We start from the raw sequence: 19,962 nt of genomic DNA on the forward strand, positions 1-19,962 counted from the left end.
CGAGCCTGGCGGAACGAACTCGAAGGGTTACCCCTTCAAGAATTACTTGGCCTTCTCGAGGATCTCGACGACGCGCCAGTGCTTCGTCGACGACAGCTTCCGGGTCTCCATCAGGAGGACGCGGTCGCCGATGCCGGCAGCGTTCTGCTCGTCGTGAGCCTTGAGCTTGTTCGTACGGCGGATGACCTTGCCGTACAGCGCGTGCTTGACGCGGTCCTCGACAGCGACGACGACGGTCTTGTCCATCTTGTCGCTGACGACCAGGCCCTCGCGGACCTTGCGAGCGTTGCGCTCGGTCTTCTCAGTCACGTTGCTCTCGCTCATCAGGCGTTCTCCACCGTCTCGATGCCCAGCTCACGCTCACGCATCAGGGTGTAGATCCGGGCGATGTCCTTACGGACGGACTTGAGCCGGCCGTGGTTCTCGAGCTGGCCCGTCGCCGCCTGGAAGCGGAGGTTGAACAGCTCTTCCTTGGCCTCGCGGAGCTTGTTGAGAAGCTCCTCGTTGCCCAGCTCGCGCAGCTCGGACGCCTTGGTACCGGCCGACATCACAGCTCACCTGCTTCGCGCTTAACGATCTTGCACTTCATCGGCAGCTTGTGGGCCGCACGGGTCAGGGCCTCGCGCGCGATCTTCTCGTTCGGGTAGGACAGTTCGAACATCACCCGACCCGGCTTGACGTTCGCGATCCACCACTCCGGAGAACCCTTACCGGAACCCATGCGGGTCTCGGCGGGCTTCTTCGTCAGGGGACGGTCCGGGTAGATGTTGATCCAGACCTTGCCGCCACGCTTGATGTGGCGGGTCATCGCGATACGAGCAGCCTCGATCTGGCGGTTCGTCACGTACGCCGGCGTGAGGGCCTGAATGCCGTACTCGCCGAACGCAACCTGCGTACCACCCTTGCTCATACCCGAGCGCTTGGGGTGGTGCTGCTTGCGGTGCTTGACCCTACGGGGGATCAGCATTTCGGTCAGGCCTCCGTTCCGGTGCTCTCAGCCGGAGCAGCGGCGGCAGCCTCGGCCTTGGGGGCCTCGGCGGCCGGAGCCGACTGCTGCGGCTTGCGGCCGCGGCCGCCACGCTCGCCACCACGGCCACCACGGCCGGCCGGGCGGTCGCCAGCGCCGGCACCACGGGCCGGGCGGTTACCCGCACGGGCCGCAGCGTTCTCGGCGCGGACCTCGGCGATGTTCTTGACGTCGCCCTTGTAGATCCAGACCTTGACGCCAATGCGACCGAAGGTCGTCTTGGCCTCGAAGAAGCCGTAGTCCACGTTCGCGCGGAGCGTGTGCAGCGGCACACGACCCTCGCGGTAGAACTCCGAGCGGGACATCTCGGCGCCGCCGAGACGACCGCCACACTGGATCTTGATGCCCTTGGCGCCGGCCTTCATCGTGCCCTGCATGCTCTTACGCATGGCGCGACGGAAGGAGACGCGGGAGGAGAGCTGCTCGGCAACGGCCTGAGCAACCAGCTGAGCGTCCATCTCGGGGTTCTTGACCTCGAGGATGTTCAGCTGGACCTGCTTGCCCGTGAGCTTCTCGAGGTCACCGCGGATGCGGTCGGCCTCGGCGCCACGGCGGCCGATGACGATGCCGGGACGCGCGGTGTGGATGTCCACCCGCACGCGGTCACGGGTGCGCTCGATCTCAACCTTCGAGATGCCGGCGCGCTCCATGCCGGACGTCATCATCCGACGGATGGCGACGTCTTCCTTGACGTAGTCCTTGTACAGCTTGTCGGCGTACCAGCGGGACTTGAAGTCCGTGGTGATGCCGAGCCGGAACCCATGCGGGTTAACCTTCTGGCCCATTACCGGGTTCCTTCCTTGCTGCTGACGACCACGGTGATGTGGCTGGTCCGCTTACGGATCCGGAATGCACGGCCCTGAGCACGCGGACGGAACCGCTTCAGGGTCGGGCCCTCATCGACGTACGCCTCGCTGATGACCAGCGAAGAGGCGTCAGTGTGGTCGTAGTTGTGTGCAGCGTTGGCAATGGCGCTGTCCAGCACCTTGCCAACCGGCACGCTCGCGGCCTGCGGGGCGAAACGCAGGACCGCCTGAGCCTCCGTGGCGTCCATGCCACGGATAAGGTCCACCACTCGGCGGGCCTTCATGGGCGTGACGCGGATGTACCGCGCCTGGGCCCTGGCTTCCATGGTTGTCCTTCCAGTGTCTGTCATGGTCATTCCACCCCGCTACTAGCGGCGCTTCGACTTCCGGTCGTCCTTCACGTGACCCCGGAAGGTGCGCGTCGGCGAGAACTCGCCGAGCTTGTGGCCGACCATCGACTCGGTGACAAACACCGGAATGTGGGTCTTGCCGTTGTGCACCGCGATCGTGTGGCCGAGCATGGCCGGGATGATCATCGAGCGACGGGACCAGGTCTTGATGACGTTCTTGGTACCGGCTTCGTTCTGGGCGTCCACCTTCTTGACGAGGTGGCCGTCGACGAAGGGTCCCTTCTTGAGACTGCGCGGCATCTAAACCCGCTCCTAGCGCTTCTTGTTCGTCTTGCGGCGGCGGACGATGTACTTGCTCGAAGCCTTCTTCGGCGAGCGAGTACGACCCTCCTTCTGACCCCACGGGGAGACCGGGTGGCGACCACCGGAGGTCTTGCCCTCACCACCACCGTGCGGGTGGTCGACCGGGTTCATCGCCACACCGCGAACGGTCGGGCGAACGCCCAGCCAGCGCTTACGGCCGGCCTTGCCCCAGTTGATGTTCGACTGCTCGGCGTTGCCGACCTCGCCGATGGTGGCGCGGCAGCGGGCGTCGACGAGACGGATCTCACCGGACGGCATACGAAGGTGGGCCATCGTGCCCTCCTTCGCCAGCAGCTGCACGGAGGCGCCAGCGGAGCGCGCGAACTTGGCGCCGCCACCGGGACGGAGCTCGATCGCGTGGATCGTGGTACCGACCGGGATGTTGCGGAGAGCCAGGTTGTTGCCGGGCTTGATGTCCGCGCCGGGGCCGTTCTCGACGCGGTCACCCTGCGTCAGACCCTTGGGGGCGATGATGTAGCGCTTCTCGCCGTCCACGTAGTGGAGCAGCGCGATGCGCGCGGTGCGGTTGGGGTCGTACTCGATGTGAGCGACCTTCGCCGGCACGCCGTCCTTGTCGTGACGACGGAAGTCGATCACCCGGTAGGCGCGCTTGTGGCCGCCACCCTGGTGTCGAACCGTGATCCGACCGGTGTTGTTACGGCCGCCCTTGCTGTGCAGGGGGCGGACCAGCGACTTCTCCGGCGTGGACCGCGTGATCTCGACGAAGTCGGCTACGGAAGAGCCACGACGGCCCGGCGTAGTCGGCTTGTACTTGCGGATTCCCATTTCTCAGTCCTCGTCCGATTCCGGACGATCCAGACCGCCCTTAGGCGGTCGGACCGCCGAAGATGTCGATACGGTTGCCCTCGGCAAGGGTCACGATGGCGCGCTTGGTGTCCTTGCGCTTACCGAAACCGGCCTTGGTGCGCTTGCGCTTGCCCTGGCGGTTGATCGTGTTGACCCCGGTGACCTTGACCGAGAAGACCGCCTCGACGGCCTGCTTGATCTGGGTCTTGTTGGAGCCAGGCGCGACGATGAACGTGTACTTGTTCTCGTCCAGCAGGGCGTAGCTCTTCTCCGAGACAACCGGCTTGACGAGAATGTCGCGCGGGTCCGAGAAGGTCTTGCTGGTGACGACGGCGTCAGTCATCAGGCGTCGCTCCCTTCGGTCTCAGCGGTCTGGGGGCCAGACACGAAGGACTCGAGGGCGGCCTGGGTGAAGACCACGTCGTCGGAGACGATCACGTCGTACGTGTTGAGCTGGCCCGGCTCCAGGATGTGCACCTGGGGCAGGTTACGAGCGGACAGCCACGCGGCCTCGTCGGAGCGCTCGGCGACCAGGAGCAGGTTCTTGCGCTCCGAGATCTTGCCGAACAGCGTCTTGGCGGCCTTGGTGGAGATGCCACCCTCGACCACGCCGGTGACGACGTGGATGCGGGAGTGGGTGGCCCGGTCCGAGAGGGCACCGCGGAGGGCGGCGACCTTCATCTTCTTCGGGGTCCGCTGCGAGTAGTCACGCGGCACGGGACCGTGCACGACGCCACCACCGGCGAACTGCGGGGCGCGGGTCGAACCCTGACGGGCGCGGCCGGTGCCCTTCTGGCGGTAAGGCTTCTTGCCACCACCGCGGACTTCGCCACGGCTCTTGGTCTTGTGCGTGCCCTGACGGGCCGCGGCCAGCTGCGCGACGACGACCTGGTGGATCAGCGGAACGCTGACCTTGGCGCCGAAGATCTCCGCGGGGAGCTCGACGGTCCCGGCCTTGTCGCCTGCCGGCGAAAGGATGTCAATGGTGCTCATCGGTTCCTCAAACCCCCTTGGCCGCGGTGCGGACCAGGACGAGGCCACCGTTGGGGCCGGGGACGGCGCCCTTGATGAGCAGCAGACCCTTCTCGGCGTCAACGGCGTGGACGGTCAGGTTCTGGGTGGTCACACGCTCGTTGCCCATGCGACCGGCCATCTTCATGCCCTTGAAGACACGACCCGGAGTGGCGCAGCCACCGATGGAGCCGGGCTTGCGGTGCACGCGGTGGGCACCGTGCGACGCCTTGCCACCACGGAAGTTGTGGCGCTTCATGACACCGGCGAAGCCCTTGCCCTTGCTCTTGCCGGTGACGTCGACCTTGACGCCGGCCTCGAAGAGCTCGGCGGTGATCTCCTGGCCGAGCGTGTACTCGGAGGCGTCAGCGGTGCGGAGCTCCACCAGGTGGCGGCGCGGGGTGACGTCAGCCTTGGCGAAGTGACCCTTGAGGGGCTTGTTCACCTTGCGAGGGTCGATCTCGCCGAAGGCGATCTGGACCGACTCGTAGCCGTCGACGTCGTTCGTACGGACCTGGGTCACGACATTCGGGCCGGCCTTGACGACGGTCACCGGGACGACCCGGTTGTTCTCGTCCCAGACCTGCGTCATGCCGAGCTTCTCGCCCAGGATGCCCTTGATGTTCTTAGCCATCTCGCGCGTCACCTCAGAGCTTGATCTCGATGTCGACGCCCGCCGGCAGGTCGAGACGCATCAGCGAGTCAACCGTCTTCGGCGTGGGGTCGAGGATGTCGATGAGGCGCTTGTGCGTGCGCATCTCGAAGTGCTCGCGCGAGTCCTTGTACTTGTGCGGCGACTTGATGACGCAGTACACGTTCTTCTCAGTGGGCAGCGGCACCGGGCCTGCGACCGACGCACCAGTGCGGGTCACCGTCTCGACGATCTTCTTCGCCGAGGAGTCGATGACCTCGTGGTCGTAGGCCTTGAGCCGGATGCGGATCTTCTGTCCCGCCATGGCTACTAGTAGTCCTTTGTCTCGTAACGCTCTGGCATCCCGGTCGACTGTGCTTCCTGAGAAGCTCCGTCCTACCTCCGACCCACGCGGTCGGGCGTGTCGCACTCCCTCTACGCAGAAATCCCTGAGGATTTCCCAACCAAGGGGGTGCGGTCACCATGACCGCGAGTCGGGGGTGGAACACCCACCGGGAGCCTGGTCGGCACCCCGCTGACGCTTCCCAGAAGATTCCCGTACGTCCGCCCGACGCCTCTCAGCAGAGAGGTGTGAAGCGACGAGTACTGTGGGACTCGCTTCCGGTCCTCCCGACGGGAGGCGCGCAGCATCGGCACTCAACCGAGCAACCCCGACAGTCTGCCATACGGGACCTTCCGGCCGCCAATCGGGGTCGAAGACTGTACCCCACGTCACGTACGGACAAGCGCCGGGGCGCACGCGTCTTCCCGCGCGCCTGCTCTCGGCGCCCTTCACCCCAACCGGCGTGCCCGCTCCGTCAGATGGCGGCGCTCGGGAGCGCTCGTCGTGTGCCGGGCCGCCTCGCGATAGGCCGCCGCCGCGCTCTCCTCGTCGCCGAGGAGTTCGAGCAGGTGCGCGCGGGTCGCGAGGAGCCGGTGGTGGTGGGCGAGGCGCTTGTCCTCCGCCAGGCCGGCGAGCAGCTCCAGGCCCGCCTCCGGGCCGTGGACCATCGCGACCGCGACGGCACGGTTGAGCGTGATCACCGGGTTGTCCCCGGTCCGCTCCAGGAGCTCGTACAGGGCGAGGATCTGCGGCCAGTCCGTGGCCGCGGCGGACTCCGCCTCGTCGTGGACGGCCGCGATCGCCGCCTGGAGCTGGTACGGGCCGACCTGCCCCTTCGGCAGCGTGCGGCTGATCAGCTCGATGCCCTCCCCGATCAGCCGGCCGTCCCAGCGGCCCCTGTCCTGCTCGGCGAGCGGCACCAGCTCGCCGTGCGGGCCCGTGCGGGCCGGGCGGCGGGCGTCGGTGAGCAGCATGAGCGCGAGCAGGCCCGCCGTCTCGGTGTCCTCGGGGACGAGCCGGTGCAGGAGCCGGGTGAGCCGGATCGCCTCCGTGGAGAGCGCCGGCGCGGTGAGCTCGTCGCCGCCGCTGGCCGTGTAGCCCTCGTTGAAGGTCAGGTAGAGGACGTGCCGCACCTCGGCGAGCCGGGCCGCCCGGGCCTCCCCCTCGGGCTGTGCGAGCCCTCCCCCGGCGGCCTTGATCGTCTGCTTGGCCCGGCTGATGCGCTGCGCCATGGTCGGCTCGGGCACGAGGAAGGCGGCGGCGATCTGCGCGGTGGTGAGGCCGCCGACGGCCCGCAGGGTGAGCGCGATCCGGCTGGGCGGCGACAGGTCCGGATGGCAGCAGAGGAAGAGCAGGGACAGGGAGTCGTCCCCGCCCGTGCCGGGGGCGTCGGCGGCCTGGGCGACGAGCTCGGAGTCGGGCGTGGCGAACGCCAGGGCGTCCTCGCGGCGCCGGCGTGCGACATCGGCGCGCAGCTGGTCGATGTACTTGCGGGTCGCGACGGTGAGCAGCCACGCACGGGCGTTGTCGGGGACGCCGTCCTGCGGCCACTGCCGCGCGGCGGCGATCAGCGCCTCCTGGAGGGCGTCCTCGCAGGCGTCGAAGTTGCCGTGCCGTCGGACGAGCAGGCCGAGGACCTGCGGCGTGCACTCACGCAGCAGGTCCTCGATCTCCTGGGCTGCGGTCACAGGTCCGCCGCGGACTCGTGCAGGACCGGCCAGAGCTCGACGGGGTCGACGTCCGCGAAGGGCATGTCGGCGGCGATCTGCTGGGCGCGCTCCGGGCTGTCGCAGTCGAGCAGGTAGAAGCTGGCCAGGTACTCCTTGGTCTCCAGGTACGGCCCGTCGGTGACGGCGGGGGCGCCGTCCTCGCGGCGGACGAGCCGGGCGGCGGCCGCGTCGGCGAGTCCGTACGCGCCGAGCAGCTCGCCGGTCTCCCGGTACTTCCGGTTGAAGGCCTCCTGCCTGGCGATCGCCTCGGGCCAGGCCTCGGCCGGGAAGGACTCCCACTTGGCCTGGTTGCCGTAGATCATCGCGACGTACTTCATCTCGGGTGTCCTCCCCGTCCCCGCGCGCCCCTGTGGCGTGCTGTCACCCAGGGGTCGGAGCCGCCCGCGCGGCCTCGACATCTCCGACCCTATGTATTTCCTGGAGCGGATACGCGAGAAGGCCCCGCACCGAAAGGTGCGGGGCCTTCTGCTGCAGCTACTCGAGCTACCAGGTCAGATCAGAGATCAGGCAGTGATCTTGACGACCTGGCCGGCGCCGACGGTCCGGCCACCCTCACGGATGGCGAACTTGAGGCCCTCCTCCATGGCGATGGGCTGGATCAGCTCAACGCTCATGGCGGTGTTGTCGCCCGGCATGACCATCTCGGTGCCCTCGGGGAGGGTCACGACGCCGGTCACGTCCGTGGTGCGGAAGTAGAACTGCGGGCGGTAGTTGTTGAAGAACGGGGTGTGACGGCCACCCTCGTCCTTCGACAGGATGTACGCCTGCGCCTCGAAGTTGGTGTGCGGCGTAACCGAGCCCGGCTTGATGATGACCTGGCCGCGCTCGACGTCCTCGCGCTTGATACCACGGAGGAGCAGACCGACGTTCTCACCGGCCTGGCCCTCGTCGAGGAGCTTGCGGAACATCTCGATACCGGTGACCGTGGTGGTGGTCTTCTCGGTCTTGATACCGATGATGTCGACGGTCTCGTTGACCTTGAGGATACCGCGCTCGATACGACCGGTGACGACGGTGCCACGACCGGTGATCGTGAAGACGTCCTCGATCGGCATCAGGAACGGCTTGTCGACGTCACGCTCGGGCTGCGGGATGGACTCGTCCACCGCGTGCATGAGGCCGAGGAGCTTCTCGCCCCACTCCTTGTCGCCCTCGAGGGCCTTGAGCGCCGAGACACGGACGACCGGAAGGTCGTCGCCCGGGAACTCGTACTCGGAGAGGAGCTCACGGACCTCGAGCTCGACGAGCTCCAGGATCTCCTCGTCGTCCACCATGTCGGCCTTGTTCAGGGCGACGACGATGTACGGAACGCCGACCTGGCGGGCCAGGAGCACGTGCTCCTTGGTCTGCGGCATCGGGCCGTCGGTGGCGGCGACCACGAGGATGGCGCCGTCCATCTGCGCGGCACCCGTGATCATGTTCTTGATGTAGTCAGCGTGACCGGGGCAGTCGACGTGCGCGTAGTGACGCGACTCCGTCTGGTACTCGACGTGCGCGATCGAGATGGTGATACCGCGCTGGCGCTCCTCAGGAGCCTTGTCGATCTGGTCGAAGGCCGAGGCCTCGTTCAGGTCCGGGTACGCGTCGTGCAGCACCTTGGTAATGGCGGCCGTGAGGGTCGTCTTACCGTGGTCAATGTGACCGATGGTGCCGATGTTGACGTGCGGCTTAGTCCGCTCGAACTTTGCCTTCGCCACTGAATCCTCCTGCGGAGTGGTTCTGTACGCCTTGCTTCATCGGCGCCAGGTGATCTTTGCTGGGATGCCATCCACCGGGGCCCGATTCCTCGGGTCTCGGGGTCGAACCCCGGTGACTGGTGTCAAGCCTAAAGCGTGAACTCGGGAGAGTTACTCGCCCTTGGCCTTCGCGATGATCTCCTCGGCGACGTTCCGCGGAACCTCGGCGTAGGAGTCGAACTGCATCGAGTAGCTTGCGCGACCCGAGGTCTTGCTGCGGAGGTCTCCGACGTAGCCGAACATCTCCGAGAGGGGCACGAGGCCCTTCACGATGCGAGCACCGTGACGCTCCTCCATGGCCTGGATCTGGCCACGGCGGGAGTTGATGTCGCCGATGACCTCACCCATGTAGTCCTCGGGCGTGGTGACCTCAACGGCCATCATCGGCTCAAGGATGACGGGAGAAGCCTTACGCGCGGCCTCCTTGAAGGCCTGCGAACCGGCGATCTTGAACGCGAGCTCGGAGGAGTCGACCTCGTGGTAGCCACCGTCGAGAAGGATGACGCGGACGCCAGTCATCTCGTAGCCGGCCAGGATGCCGAACTGCATGGCCTCCTGCGCACCCGCGTCGACCGAAGGGATGTACTCCTTCGGGATGCGGCCACCGGTGACCTTGTTCACGAACTCGTACGAGGCGTCGCCGCCCTCGATGGGCTCGATCGCGATCTGCACCTTGGCGAACTGACCGGTACCACCGGTCTGCTTCTTGTGGGTGTAGTCCACGCGCTCGACGGCCTTGCGGATCGTCTCGCGGTACGCGACCTGCGGCTTGCCGACGTTCGCCTCGACCTTGAACTCGCGACGCATACGGTCGACGAGGATGTCGAGGTGAAGCTCGCCCATACCACCGATGATGGTCTGGCCGGTCTCCTCGTCCGAGTGCACCTGGAAGGAGGGGTCCTCCTCCGCGAGACGCTGGATGGCGACACCCAGCTTCTCCTGGTCACCCTTGGACTTGGGCTCGATGGCGACCTGAATAACCGGGGCCGGGAAGTCCATGGACTCCAGGATGACCGGGTTCTTCTCGTCGCACAGCGTCTCACCGGTGGTGGTCTGCTTCAGGCCCATGACGGCGACGATGTCGCCGGCGCCCACCGAGTCGATCTCCTCACGCTTGTTCGCGTGCATGCGGTAGATCTTGCCGATGCGCTCCTTCTTGCCCTTGACGGAGTTCAGCACCGCGGTGCCGGCCTCCAGGCGACCGGAGTAGATCCGGACGAAGGTGAGCTTGCCGAGGTGCGGGTCGCTCGCGATCTTGAACGCGAGGGCCGACAGCGGCTCGTCGTCGGACGGCTTGCGCTTCACGACGACCTCGGCGTCCTTGACGTCGTGGCCCTCGATGGCCTCGACGTCCAGGGGCGAGGGGAGGTAGCGCACGACCGCGTCGAGCAGGGGCTGGACGCCCTTGTTCTTGAACGCGGTGCCACAGAAGACGGGGGTCACCGTGGTGTCGCCACCCTTGCCGGAGGCAATGGTGATGCGACGGACGGCGGCGTAGAGCTGCTCCTCGGTGGGCTCGGTGCCCTCGAGGAAGAGCTCCATGAGCTCCTCGTCGTTCTCCGCGATGGTCTCGACCATCTTGGCGCGGTACTCGTCGGCAAGCTCGAGCTTGTCCGCCGGGATGTCGACGACGTCGTACATCTCACCCTTGCTGGCCTCGGCGGACCAGACAAGCGCCTTCATGCGGACCAGGTCGATGACGCCCTGGAAGTCCATCTCGGCGCCGATCGGCAGCTGCATGACGATCGGGGTCGCGCCGAGGCGCTCCACGATCATGTCGACGCAGCGCAGGAAGTCGGCACCGGTACGGTCGAGCTTGTTGACGAAGCAGATACGCGGAACGCCGTAGCGGTCCGCCTGACGCCAAACGGTCTCGGACTGGGGCTCGACGCCGGCCACGCCGTCGAACACGGTGACAGCACCGTCGAGCACGCGCAGCGAACGCTCCACCTCGACGGTGAAGTCGACGTGACCCGGCGTGTCGATGATGTTGATCGTGTGATCGACATTCTCGAGCGGCCAGTGGCAGGTCGTCGCGGCGGACGTGATCGTGATGCCGCGCTCCTGCTCCTGCTCCATCCAGTCCATCGTGGCAGCGCCGTCGTGGACTTCACCGATCTTGTACGAGACGCCGGTGTAGAACAGGATCCGCTCGGTGGTGGTCGTCTTGCCCGCGTCGATGTGAGCCATGATGCCGATGTTGCGCACCTTGGCAAGGTCAAGCGAAGTGGTAGCCATATCGGCTCAGTCTTCTCTCGGTCTCGATGTGGGTTGCGACTACCAGCGGTAGTGCGCGAAGGCCTTGTTGGACTCGGCCATCTTGTGCGTGTCCTCACGCTTCTTGACCGAAGCACCGAGGCCGTTGGAGGCGTCGAGGAGCTCGTTCAGGAGGCGCTCGGTCATGGTCTTCTCGCGACGGGCGCGGGAGTAACCGACGAGCCAGCGGAGGGCCAGCGTGGACGCGCGGCCCGGCTTGACCTCGATCGGCACCTGGTAGGTGGCGCCACCGACACGACGGGACTTGACCTCGAGGGACGGCTTGACGTTCTCGAGAGCGCGCTTCAGCGTGATGACCGGGTCCTGGCCGGTCTTCTCACGAAGACCCTCCATGGCGCCGTACACGATGCGCTCGGCGGTGGAACGCTTGCCGTCCAGCAGGATCTTGTTGATCAGCGAGGTGACAAGAGGAGAGCTGTAGACCGGGTCGATGATGACCGGGCGCTTCGGGGCGGGGCCCTTACGAGGCATTCTTACTTCTCCTTCTTGGCGCCGTAGCGGCTGCGAGCCTGCTTACGGTTCTTGACGCCCTGCGTGTCGAGGGAACCGCGGATGATCTTGTAACGAACACCCGGCAGGTCCTTCACACGGCCACCACGCACGAGCACGATGGAGTGCTCCTGCAGGTTGTGACCCTCACCCGGGATGTAGGCCGTGACCTCGATGCCCGAGGTCAGACGCACACGCGCGACCTTACGGAGGGCCGAGTTCGGCTTCTTCGGGGTGGTCGTGAACACACGCGTGCAGACGCCGCGACGCTGAGGGGAACCCTCGAGTGCGGGCGTCTTGTTCTTCTCGACCTTGTCCTGCCGGCCCTTACGGACCAGCTGCTGGATCGTAGGCACTACTTCTCCGGTTTCTGTGTGCCGTCGGTGAAACTAACCTGGAACACGCGCCGACCCACGCGGTCGGGTGTGTCGAATCTCGCGGACCTCCGCCGTAGGCGGAAAAGGCGGCGCGGATCACGGTGGCCGTTTCACGGACTCGCTGTGCGGCGGAAGACACGCACGCGAGCCCAGGCACACCCCAGGCACAAGGCTTGAGCGTACCTATCGCACGGACTCCGGTCAAAACAAATGGCCACGCGCGCGGAGCCGGGCGCGGCGGAGCCGCAGCGGGAGCCCGACCGGGGCGCGGCCGGGCCCGACCGCGGCACGGCCCGGGCGCCGCGGGGGACCGACCGGGGCGCGGCGGGGGCGCGGTGGGCCGCCCCGTACCGCCGCGCCGGCGGCGGTCAGTCGCGCGCGGTGCGCCGCGCCTCGACGGCGGCGACGTCCTCCAGGCCCTCCTCGTCGGGCTCCAGGAACTGGTTCACGACCTTGACGAAGACACCCAGGCGCTCGTCGGGCACGCCGAGCCAGCGGGCGAAGTCCTCCATGGTCGGCTGCCAGTCGTCGGGCGGCAGGAGGTCGTCCGCCAGCGGCAGCTCCTCGGGGGTGACCCGGCCGGACCGGATCAGCATGTCCCGCACGGAGACCCCGAGGAGCGGGGCGATCCGGCGCATGGTCTCCAGGTCGGGCATGCTCTGCCGCTGGAGCAGGCGGGTCACGGCGGCGCGGTGCACCCCGGCCTCGTCGGCGATCCGGGACTTCCCGCCGCCGCGGGGACTGTCGATGTCGTATCCGCGCGCTCTCATCAGGCCTTCGACCCAGCCCGCGAATTCGTCGAGCCCTTGACTGGTCATGTGTACCGCTCCCTTACTCCCCACCCTCCGGATCCCACACTTTAGCGTGCTTGCGCGCACGGAATTACGTGCTTTCGGGCACGCAATAGTGTCGAATCGATGAAGACCCGGTCAGGGCGTCACCACAAGTTTGTTGCGCGCTCGCACGCAACGTGTCAGGCTGCTCTCCGCCGCACTCGCCGGCCCCCTGAGCCCCAGAAGCCCCACCGGCCCCATGGACGCCCCGGTGGCCCCGGACCGTGGAGAACCCTCTTGTTCCCGACCGACCCGTCCCCCTGGCAGGCCTCCGCCGCGTGCGCCGGCCTCTCCCCGTCCGTCGTCTTCGCCCGTCGGCCCAAGGACGCCGCCCCGGCACTGCGCGCCTGCGCCGACTGTCCCGTCCGCCGCGAGTGCGAGGCGGCCGTGGCCCCGGCCGAGAGCTACTTCGACGGCGTCTGCGCGGGCCGCCTGTGGCGCAACGGCCGCGCCGCGGACGTGGAGCGCGTCGCGAAGGCCGTCGAGAAGGCCGTCGCGAAGGCGGGGGGCCGCCGCCGTGGCTGACCTCACCGACCGCGCGGACCGCACGGACCCCGCAGACAGTACGTACCGCACCGCCGCCGAGCACGCCGACCGCTCGGACCGCACCGTCGAGCTCGTACTGCGGGACATCACCCTCTGGACCGCCTCCCTCGTACGGCAGTTCCCCGAGCTCTCCGAGGAGCTGGCGCCCGGCCGCCGCTCCCCCGCCGGGACCGCCCCCACCGCCCCGCATCCCGGCCGCGACGAGCTGATCCGCGAGGAGCGGCGCGAGGCGCTGCTCCTCGAACAGCGGCACGGCCTCTCCGTCCCCGGGCACGGCGCCGCCCCCATCCGGCTCCACATCTCCGACGCCATCCGGGACATCACCGACGGTGTGGTGGAGCTGGAGGAGGCGGTCTGCGCCCGGCTCGCCCTGCCGAGGCCGCGCCGCGCCGGGGTGATCGAGCGGCTGCGGCGGATCGTCGGACTGCTCGACGCCGTCGCCGGCCACCCGGTCCTCGCCCGGCACGTCCGGGACGAGATCCGGCGGATGGCCCGCCGGTGCGCGCGGACGCTGGGCGACGCGGAGACGATCGTCCGCGTCTCGGGGCGCTGCCCCTGGTGCGACTCGGTGTCACTGCGGGCCTTCCCCGACCGGCGGGCGGTGCTCTGCGTGAACCCGGCGTGCGTGTGCACGGACGCGGCCTGCGGCTGCCAGGACGACCCCGCCTACCGGCACCTGTGGCCGGAGGGCGCGTGGGCGGAACTGACGGAGGCCTCGGGGACGCCCACCGAGGAGATCGAAGTGGCGATGGACGACACGAAGGAGACCTCATGCTGAGCTCGCCCGCGATGCCCGCACTGCCGGCGCTGCCGGCCCTGCCCGCGCTGATCCCGGGGCCGCTCGCCGCCGAGGAGGCCGGGGTCGCCCCCGCGACGATCCGCAAGTGGGTCCAGCTGGGACACCTGCGGGCCGCGGGCAAGGCGGGCCGCGCCCAGCTCTTCCGCCTGGAGGACGTCTTCGCGGCGGAGCGGCTGGCCCGCCGCCGTACGCGTACCGCCTGATCGTCCGTCACCGAAGCGCCCCGATTCCGGATCCTTCCGGAATCGGGGCGCTTCGTCATGCCCTCAGGAAGTCGCCGAGCGAGCGGACCAGGGTGTCGGCGAAGCGCTCGCGCACCGGCTCGGCGACGCGGTCGAGGGAGAGGTACGGGTTGAGGTCCTCCAGCTCGACGAGGAGGAGTCCGCCCTCAGGGGTGCGGCAGGCGTCGACCCGCTGGATGCCGTGGTCGAGGGTGTTCCACTCGATGAAGCGGCGGGCGAAGGCGAGGTCCTCGGCGGTCGGTTCGTACGGCTCCAGAACCCAGCGGCGCTCGGGGTCGGGGGCGTACAGGGCGTACTGGAAGAGGTCGTCGACGAAGTAGAAGGAGACCTCGTACCGGAAGTGGACGCGCGGCTGGACGAGGAGGTCGCCGTACGGGAGGGCGGCGAGCTCCTCGCGGGCCACGAAGCGCAGTCCTATGGAGTCCGCGCCGGCCCTGGGCTTGACCGCGTACTCCGTGGCGTCGGGCAGCCGGTGGAGGTCCTCGGGGCGGTCGGCGGTGGGGATGACGGGGTACCCGGCGGCGGTGAGGTCGAGCAGGTACTGCTTGCCGGCCATGTCGCCGCGCCCGTGGAGCGGGTTGTAGACGCGGGTGCCGAGGGTCAGGGCGCGCTCGCGGAAGGCCTCGTACTCCTTCTCGTACGCGAGGACCGGGCCGCTGTTGCGGACGACGACGGCGTCGAAGCCCTCCATGAGGGCGGCGGCGTCGAGCGGGTGGCAGAGGGCGAGGTCGAAGTCGGCGCGCAGCCGGGCGGTGAGGTGGATGTCCTCGTCGCCGTAGCGCCGGCCCTTGGCCGGGTAGGCCAGGTCGGTGACGTAGAGCAGGCGGGGGCGGGTGGCGGGCACGGGCGGCTCCCTCGGTCGGGTCGAGACAACCTATCGAGGGGCTTTCCCACGGGCCCAGCACGGCCCCGGCACATCCACCCCCCGTTCTAGTTGCGTGCGCGCACGATCACTGTCACAGTTGGTGCAGCGGCGGAGCTGCGCCCGCAGGACGGGACGCGGCTCCGCCGTCCGCCGTCCGGGCGCGCTGCCGCGCCCCGCCCCCCTCCCGCCGGAGCGCCCCGGGCGGCACCCCGTCCCGCCATCCCTCCCCTCCACCGAGGAGAACCGTCATGACCACTCCCCCGAGTGCTTTCCCGGACGTCGAGAAGCTGGTCGTCGACGTCCTCAAGGCCGACCCCGCCCTCGCCGGCGCCACGATCGCGGTCAACGCGCCGGCCGGCTTCGACGGCACGACGAGCGCCGTCCTGGTGAACCGCCGCGGCGGCGCCTGGATCGGCGACCAGCACGTCGACATGCCGCTGATCGAGTTCGAGGTGTACGGGCCGAGCAAGACCGCCGCCCACGTCCTCGCCAACGCGGCCCGGCGGTGCCTGCTCGCCACGATCGGCAAGCAGATCGGCGCCAACAACGTCGTGCACGACGTCGAGGAGCAGGACGGGCCGCGCTGGTTGCCCGACTACCTCTACCGGGGCGCGAACCGCTACCTCTGCGTGATCCGCCTCTCCCTGAGCGTCTTCTAGTCGCTCTCCCGGTCGAGCGTCTTCCCGCCGCTCGGCCCCCTTGAGCGTCCCCCGAGCCGGTCCGGCTCCCTGACGGACGCTCACCCCACAGACCAGGCCTCGCCGTCCGGCGGGGCCTTTGCCGTACCCGGAATCCCATGTCCGGGGCGGTCAGCCCTCACCACACAAGGAGAAACACCACCATGGCTGGAAACAACTCTGCCGAGATCCGCGTCGCAGGTACCGGCAAGCTCTACGTGGCCGACGCCGGCACCGCCGCCCCGGCCACCTTCGGCACCGACGCCGCCGCCGACTGGACCGGCGCGGGCTGGAAGGACCTGGGCTTCACGACCGGCGACGGCGTCACCTTCTCGAAGAAGGACAAGCTGGAGGCCATCGACTCGTGGCAGTCGGTCTCCCCGGTCCACTACATCTACTCGGCCCGTGACCTCTCGCTGAAGTTCTCGATGCTCCAGTTCAACGAGCTGACGCTGCCCTTCTTCATGGGCGGCGGCGAGGTCAAGGCCGAGCCGACCCCGGCGGTGGACACCTACCGCTACGAGATCGCCGAGCGCCCGTTCGCCGACGTGCGCGCCCTCGGCCTGGAGTTCACCGACGTGAAGGCCGGTGGCACGACCGCGGTCACGTACCGCTTCATCATCCCGCGTGGCCAGGTCACCGCCTCCGACGACATCAAGCTGGCCCGCAAGGCGGCCTCCCAGCTCGGTATCACCTTCTCCGCCATGTCGAAGGGCGACGGCAAGCCGCTGGCGACCTTCCTCATGAAGGACAGCCAGTACTCCGCGACCGCCTGATCCTTCTCCCCCCGGGGCGGGACGGCCGACCGCCGTCCCGCCCCACCCCTCTCCTCTTCTCTTCACCTGACCAAGGAGTACGCATCCCATGGCCCGTTTCGACGTCAACGCCGCCCGCGCCCAGCGCCAGGAGGCCCACGGCCGCAAGTGGTCCTTCGAGCTGGACGGCGAGACCTACACCCTTCCGACGGAGCTGAGCCGCGCCACCGCCAAGGGGCTGCGCAAGCTCGACGACAACGACGTGGACGGCCTGCTCGCACTCCTGATGGGTGAGGAGCAGTTCAACCGCTTCGAGCAGCACGACATCACCATGCAGGACATCGCCGCCATCCTGGAGGCCTACGGCAAGGAGACCGGGCTCGGCCTGGGGGAAGACTGAGCCTCGTCGAGTTCATTGACGAACACGCCGAGGCCCTTGAGGCGGACTTCCTCCGCTACTACGGGGTCGACATCCTCGACTGGCATCGCGAGGAGCTCTCCAGCAGGCGGGTGCTCGCGCTGATCAAGCACCTGCCGCGGGACTGCGCCCTCCAGCGCGAGCTCAACGGCGAGGCCGCCGAGTGGTCGGTCACCGACCACCTCCTCGCGGCGACGGTGGACCATCTGGCCGTGTCGAACTGGATGTTCCAGTGCGTCAACGGATCCGAGGACAGCGACCAGCCGGATCCGCCGAAGCCCGTACCCCGCCCGGGCACCAAGGACGAGGACGAGGAGACCGCAGGACAGGACGAGCGGTCCCCCGAGGCGGAGACCCCCGCGATCTCCCCCGAAGGGCTCGCCCGGTTCTTCGGCTGAAGCCGAAACGTCACGCGCCCGCTGCCCCCGGAGTCCGTTCCCGTCAGGGAGCGGACTCCGGGGGCGCTTCCTGTGCTCGTTCGGAGGTCATTTCCTCCTCCAGTGCGCGGGCCCGTTCGGAGAGTCGACGCTTGCCCCCACGCGTCTCCGCTCCGGTGGACTCGGCGGCCCGGCGCTCGCCGCCGGTCGTCGCCTGTACGGGCACGCCTGCCAGCGGCGGGACGATCGGGCGTCCGCCCTTGCCACGGACGACCTTCCGAACAGGCTGGGCGTTCCTGCGGGAACGGCTCTCCTGGGCGGTGACGAGGACGTCCGGCTCGGACTCCGGCCCCGACTCCTTCTGGTGCTCGGGCTCGGGTTCGGGATCCGGGACGAGCGAGGGAGTGGCGGGCTCGGGCTTCGACTCGGCTCGCTGTTCGAACAGTTCGCGCTCCCGGCGGACCCGGCCCTCGGCCTCGACGACGGCGGCCGGCGGTTCCAGGAGACGGGCGAAGGGCAGCGCGATGACCCGGGCGCCCTCCTGGCTCACGTCCGTACGGCGCTGGGGGCGGCGGATTCCCCGCGCGTCACCCTGCCCCTGGGCGTAGGCGTCCGCCACACGCCTCTCGTACTCCCGGCGTATGCGCGGGAGTTCGTCCGACACGGCCTCGGCCCAGCCGGAGGTGAAGGCGGTCGTCTCGCGACGGTCCATCTCGCTCCGGGGAATCACGACGAGATCCTCGGGGGCGTACCCATGGACGTGCACGAGCTCGGAAAGATGTGCGAAGAGGTGGGGCAGATCGGGGTGGTTCGCAAGCCAGTCGACGACTTGCTCCCGCCGGCTCGCACCCGGCTCCGTGTCCATGCGTCAGTACTGCCTTCCAGCCCCCTGGGGTCCCCGCGCGCCCCTCGCGCCCCTCGCCCCCCGAAGTGGTCAGGCCCGAGGAACGCATCCTCCAGGTTACCCGGTCGAACAGAAGCTCTGATTCGACCACCGGCCTGTTCGGGGGGCCGGCCGGACGACACGCCGTCGAGCTTTCCCGCTCGACAAACATCGAACAGATGTTCCACACTCTGTTCGCACAGAAGTTCGAACACGTGGTGCCCCCGCTCCTCGACTCCGCGGCGCCGCCACACACGCACGGGCAAGCAACCGGAAGGCAGGCGTCCATGACTCAGCAGGCCGAGGCATCGCGACCGCACATCCCGCTCCAGGACCGCCTCCGCCAGCTCCTCGACGGACCCACGGCTCTCGACAGGAGAGCGTTGCTCGGCACGCTGTACGCCGAGGTCTCCCGCCGCGAGACCGTCGCGTACGCGGCGGGCTGGAACGACGCCCTCGCGACGACGCGCCGCAACTCCCGCCGGGACGAGGACGCCTAGCCGCCGCCCGCTGCCCGCTGCCCCAGACGAACGAGCCCCTGCCGACTTCCTTTCGGCGGGGGCTTTTCGGCGCTTGGCCTTCAGAGGCCGGAAGCGGAGCAACCCATGACAGACCCGATGATCAAAGAGATTCTCGACAAGGTCGTCGCACTGAAGGGCGACCTCGAGAACGCCACGGTCAACGTCAAGAACGTCGACATGCAGAAGATGACCGAGGAGGAGAGGAAGGAGGCCGACAAGAAGAAGAGGGAGGAAGAGGAGAAGCTGCGGAAGGAGGGGAAGCCCGTCCCCGAAGACCCCATCGTGGCGATCTCCAAGTTCAAGGCCTCCCTCATCGAGGCGGAACCGAGGGTCCTCACCGAGCGCCACCTGCCGTCGAACTTCATCACGAAGTTCGACGAGATGCACCAGGAGCTCAAGAAGGAGCTGTCGTCCGAGCTGATCGAGGCGGCCGGTCTCGACGGGCTCGGCGCCGCGGTCGAGAAGTTCCACGAGAACAACGAGGAGAAGTGGAGTTACCTCGGGCTCGCCATCGCGGGCATCCTCGCCCCGCTGGCCATCGGCGGCCTGGTCATCGTCTTCTCGAAGTGGATGCTCGAACTCTTCCGGATGGTCCAGTCCTGGGTGCTGCCTGGCCGCAGGGTCGTCACCCTCAATGAGCGCCAGGACGGCTTCCAGCGCCTGACCAGACAGCAGATCAGGACTCGGGAGGACGCCGCCCTCGGGGTCACCCAGGTCGAACCCCGGAACCCGGCGGAACTGGAACCCCTGAAGGAAGCGCTCGGCCAGCTCAACCGGCGCATCATCAACTTCAACAAAGCCATCGGCAAGATGAAGAGCAAGGCTCAGCTCGAAAAGCTGGCCAAGGGCGTCCAGGCGGTCACCAAGGCGACCGACGACGCGAAGCCGACGGACATCGAGACGCTCGCCACGGCCATCGGCAAGCTCGGCGCGGCCCAGGACACGTTCGACCCGAAGAAGCTGCCCAAGGCCCGTGGCCTCGCGAGCGCCGCGACGGAGGCCGAGCGGCTCGCCAAGGCAGGGGACGCCGTGAAGCAGGCGTTCGACGAACTCAAGGCCGCGGCCTCGCAGGCCGAAGCGGTCATCGCCCGCAGCTGAC

Annotated in this window: 29 protein-coding genes; 9 read left to right on the top strand and 20 right to left on the bottom strand. The window is 68.3% G+C overall.

Going from position 1 to position 19,962, the window contains the following annotated elements; translation table 11 throughout:
* Positions 1–42: 42 nt before the first annotated feature.
* The 18 genes from rpsQ to DEJ46_RS15745 form a co-directional block, all read right to left on the bottom strand.
* Complete coding sequence (gene rpsQ, locus DEJ46_RS15660) at positions 43–324, bottom strand: 30S ribosomal protein S17 (protein WP_024755411.1); 282 nt, start codon at positions 322–324, stop codon at positions 43–45.
* Positions 324–548, bottom strand: a complete 225-nt coding sequence (gene rpmC / locus DEJ46_RS15665; RefSeq protein ID WP_017239580.1) for a 50S ribosomal protein L29 — start codon at positions 546–548, stop codon at positions 324–326. Before rpmC ends, rpsQ begins: the two co-directional genes overlap by 1 nt.
* On the bottom strand, positions 548–967 hold the full coding sequence (rplP, locus tag DEJ46_RS15670; protein WP_015035580.1) for a 50S ribosomal protein L16: 420 nt from the start codon (positions 965–967) through the stop codon (positions 548–550). Before rplP ends, rpmC begins: the two co-directional genes overlap by 1 nt.
* 5 nt (positions 968–972) lie before the next feature.
* Positions 973–1,812 (bottom strand): 30S ribosomal protein S3, encoded by an 840-nt coding sequence (gene rpsC / locus DEJ46_RS15675; protein ID WP_015035579.1) that lies wholly within the window; start codon positions 1,810–1,812, stop codon positions 973–975.
* The gene (gene rplV / locus DEJ46_RS15680; RefSeq protein ID WP_024755410.1) at positions 1,812–2,159 is read right to left on the bottom strand and encodes a 50S ribosomal protein L22; all 348 of its coding nucleotides are present in this window, start codon (positions 2,157–2,159) and stop codon (positions 1,812–1,814) included. Before rplV ends, rpsC begins: the two co-directional genes overlap by 1 nt.
* A gap of 42 nt (positions 2,160–2,201) precedes the next feature.
* Positions 2,202–2,483 (bottom strand): 30S ribosomal protein S19, encoded by a 282-nt coding sequence (gene rpsS / locus DEJ46_RS15685; RefSeq protein ID WP_015035577.1) that lies wholly within the window; start codon positions 2,481–2,483, stop codon positions 2,202–2,204.
* Positions 2,484–2,495: 12 nt separating this feature from the next.
* Positions 2,496–3,332: a 50S ribosomal protein L2 gene (rplB, locus tag DEJ46_RS15690; RefSeq protein WP_030318653.1), complete on the bottom strand. Its 837-nt coding sequence runs from the start codon at positions 3,330–3,332 to the stop codon at positions 2,496–2,498.
* Positions 3,333–3,372: 40 nt separating this feature from the next.
* Positions 3,373–3,696 carry a 50S ribosomal protein L23 gene (gene rplW, locus DEJ46_RS15695; protein ID WP_141295699.1) on the bottom strand — a complete coding sequence of 108 codons (324 nt, stop codon included), beginning with the start codon at positions 3,694–3,696 and terminating at the stop codon, positions 3,373–3,375.
* Positions 3,696–4,346, bottom strand: coding sequence for a 50S ribosomal protein L4 (gene rplD / locus DEJ46_RS15700; RefSeq protein ID WP_150267020.1), 651 nt, complete (start codon positions 4,344–4,346; stop codon positions 3,696–3,698). The genes rplW and rplD overlap by 1 nt, the downstream gene beginning before the upstream one ends.
* A gap of 7 nt (positions 4,347–4,353) precedes the next feature.
* Positions 4,354–4,998, bottom strand: a complete 645-nt coding sequence (rplC, locus tag DEJ46_RS15705) for a 50S ribosomal protein L3 (RefSeq protein WP_024755405.1) — start codon at positions 4,996–4,998, stop codon at positions 4,354–4,356.
* Between the two features lie 13 nt (positions 4,999–5,011).
* A complete protein-coding gene (gene rpsJ / locus DEJ46_RS15710) occupies positions 5,012–5,320 on the bottom strand; it encodes a 30S ribosomal protein S10 (RefSeq protein WP_003948644.1) in 309 nt (102 codons plus the stop codon).
* 467 nt (positions 5,321–5,787) lie between these two features.
* Positions 5,788–7,026 (bottom strand): RNA polymerase sigma factor, encoded by a 1,239-nt coding sequence (locus DEJ46_RS15715; protein WP_150267021.1) that lies wholly within the window; start codon positions 7,024–7,026, stop codon positions 5,788–5,790.
* Positions 7,023–7,385: a YciI family protein gene (locus DEJ46_RS15720; RefSeq protein WP_150267023.1), complete on the bottom strand. Its 363-nt coding sequence runs from the start codon at positions 7,383–7,385 to the stop codon at positions 7,023–7,025. Before DEJ46_RS15720 ends, DEJ46_RS15715 begins: the two co-directional genes overlap by 4 nt.
* Before the next feature lie 186 nt (positions 7,386–7,571).
* Entirely contained in the window at positions 7,572–8,765 is a 1,194-nt protein-coding gene (gene tuf, locus DEJ46_RS15725; RefSeq protein ID WP_026058274.1) for an elongation factor Tu, read from the bottom strand.
* 150 nt (positions 8,766–8,915) lie between these two features.
* Positions 8,916–11,042: an elongation factor G gene (gene fusA / locus DEJ46_RS15730; protein ID WP_150267025.1), complete on the bottom strand. Its 2,127-nt coding sequence runs from the start codon at positions 11,040–11,042 to the stop codon at positions 8,916–8,918.
* A gap of 39 nt (positions 11,043–11,081) precedes the next feature.
* Positions 11,082–11,552, bottom strand: coding sequence for a 30S ribosomal protein S7 (gene rpsG / locus DEJ46_RS15735; RefSeq protein ID WP_055641845.1), 471 nt, complete (start codon positions 11,550–11,552; stop codon positions 11,082–11,084).
* Positions 11,553–11,554: 2 nt separating this feature from the next.
* Positions 11,555–11,926, bottom strand: a complete 372-nt coding sequence (gene rpsL / locus DEJ46_RS15740; RefSeq protein WP_003948652.1) for a 30S ribosomal protein S12 — start codon at positions 11,924–11,926, stop codon at positions 11,555–11,557.
* Positions 11,927–12,315: 389 nt separating this feature from the next.
* Entirely contained in the window at positions 12,316–12,765 is a 450-nt protein-coding gene (locus tag DEJ46_RS15745) for a helix-turn-helix domain-containing protein (RefSeq protein ID WP_150267027.1), read from the bottom strand.
* A gap of 252 nt (positions 12,766–13,017) precedes the next feature.
* On the opposite strand from DEJ46_RS15745, the gene DEJ46_RS15750 reads away from it, so the two are divergent.
* Genes DEJ46_RS15750 through DEJ46_RS15760 form a run of 3 tightly spaced genes read left to right on the top strand, consistent with a single transcriptional unit; the run spans position 13,018 to position 14,328 of the window.
* A complete protein-coding gene (locus DEJ46_RS15750) occupies positions 13,018–13,305 on the top strand; it encodes a WhiB family transcriptional regulator (protein ID WP_150267029.1) in 288 nt (95 codons plus the stop codon).
* Entirely contained in the window at positions 13,298–14,104 is an 807-nt protein-coding gene (locus tag DEJ46_RS15755) for a hypothetical protein (RefSeq protein WP_411757755.1), read from the top strand. The genes DEJ46_RS15750 and DEJ46_RS15755 overlap by 8 nt, the downstream gene beginning before the upstream one ends.
* Positions 14,098–14,328 carry a hypothetical protein gene (locus DEJ46_RS15760; RefSeq protein ID WP_223834645.1) on the top strand — a complete coding sequence of 77 codons (231 nt, stop codon included), beginning with the start codon at positions 14,098–14,100 and terminating at the stop codon, positions 14,326–14,328. The genes DEJ46_RS15755 and DEJ46_RS15760 overlap by 7 nt, the downstream gene beginning before the upstream one ends.
* Positions 14,329–14,383: 55 nt before the next feature.
* Here DEJ46_RS15760 and DEJ46_RS15765 read toward each other — a convergent pair whose 3' ends face one another.
* Entirely contained in the window at positions 14,384–15,211 is an 828-nt protein-coding gene (locus tag DEJ46_RS15765; RefSeq protein ID WP_150267030.1) for a hypothetical protein, read from the bottom strand.
* Positions 15,212–15,480: 269 nt separating this feature from the next.
* Here DEJ46_RS15765 and DEJ46_RS15770 point away from each other — a divergent pair, with 269 nt between their 5' ends.
* The 4 genes from DEJ46_RS15770 to DEJ46_RS15785 all read left to right on the top strand — a co-directional run bounded on the left by DEJ46_RS15770 (position 15,481) and on the right by DEJ46_RS15785 (position 17,480).
* On the top strand, positions 15,481–15,891 hold the full coding sequence (locus DEJ46_RS15770) for a hypothetical protein (protein ID WP_150267031.1): 411 nt from the start codon (positions 15,481–15,483) through the stop codon (positions 15,889–15,891).
* A 182-nt stretch (positions 15,892–16,073) separates the two neighbouring features.
* Complete coding sequence (locus DEJ46_RS15775) at positions 16,074–16,685, top strand: phage tail protein (RefSeq protein ID WP_150267032.1); 612 nt, start codon at positions 16,074–16,076, stop codon at positions 16,683–16,685.
* An 88-nt stretch (positions 16,686–16,773) separates the two neighbouring features.
* Positions 16,774–17,064: a hypothetical protein gene (locus DEJ46_RS15780; protein WP_017239563.1), complete on the top strand. Its 291-nt coding sequence runs from the start codon at positions 16,774–16,776 to the stop codon at positions 17,062–17,064.
* Positions 17,065–17,174: 110 nt separating this feature from the next.
* Complete coding sequence (locus DEJ46_RS15785; protein WP_150267033.1) at positions 17,175–17,480, top strand: hypothetical protein; 306 nt, start codon at positions 17,175–17,177, stop codon at positions 17,478–17,480.
* Between the two features lie 43 nt (positions 17,481–17,523).
* Here the strand turns inward: DEJ46_RS15785 and DEJ46_RS15790 are convergent, their stop codons facing one another.
* The gene (locus DEJ46_RS15790; protein WP_150267034.1) at positions 17,524–18,324 is read right to left on the bottom strand and encodes a hypothetical protein; all 801 of its coding nucleotides are present in this window, start codon (positions 18,322–18,324) and stop codon (positions 17,524–17,526) included.
* A 305-nt stretch (positions 18,325–18,629) separates the two neighbouring features.
* Here DEJ46_RS15790 and DEJ46_RS15795 point away from each other — a divergent pair, with 305 nt between their 5' ends.
* Both DEJ46_RS15795 and DEJ46_RS15800 read left to right on the top strand, forming a co-directional pair.
* Complete coding sequence (locus tag DEJ46_RS15795) at positions 18,630–18,842, top strand: hypothetical protein (RefSeq protein ID WP_150267035.1); 213 nt, start codon at positions 18,630–18,632, stop codon at positions 18,840–18,842.
* A gap of 105 nt (positions 18,843–18,947) precedes the next feature.
* The gene (locus DEJ46_RS15800) at positions 18,948–19,961 is read left to right on the top strand and encodes a hypothetical protein (protein ID WP_150267037.1); all 1,014 of its coding nucleotides are present in this window, start codon (positions 18,948–18,950) and stop codon (positions 19,959–19,961) included.
* The last annotated feature ends 1 nt before the right edge of the window (position 19,962 follow it).

It is taken from the genome of Streptomyces venezuelae, assembly GCF_008642375.1.
GTDB lineage: Bacteria > Actinomycetota > Actinomycetes > Streptomycetales > Streptomycetaceae > Streptomyces > Streptomyces venezuelae_G.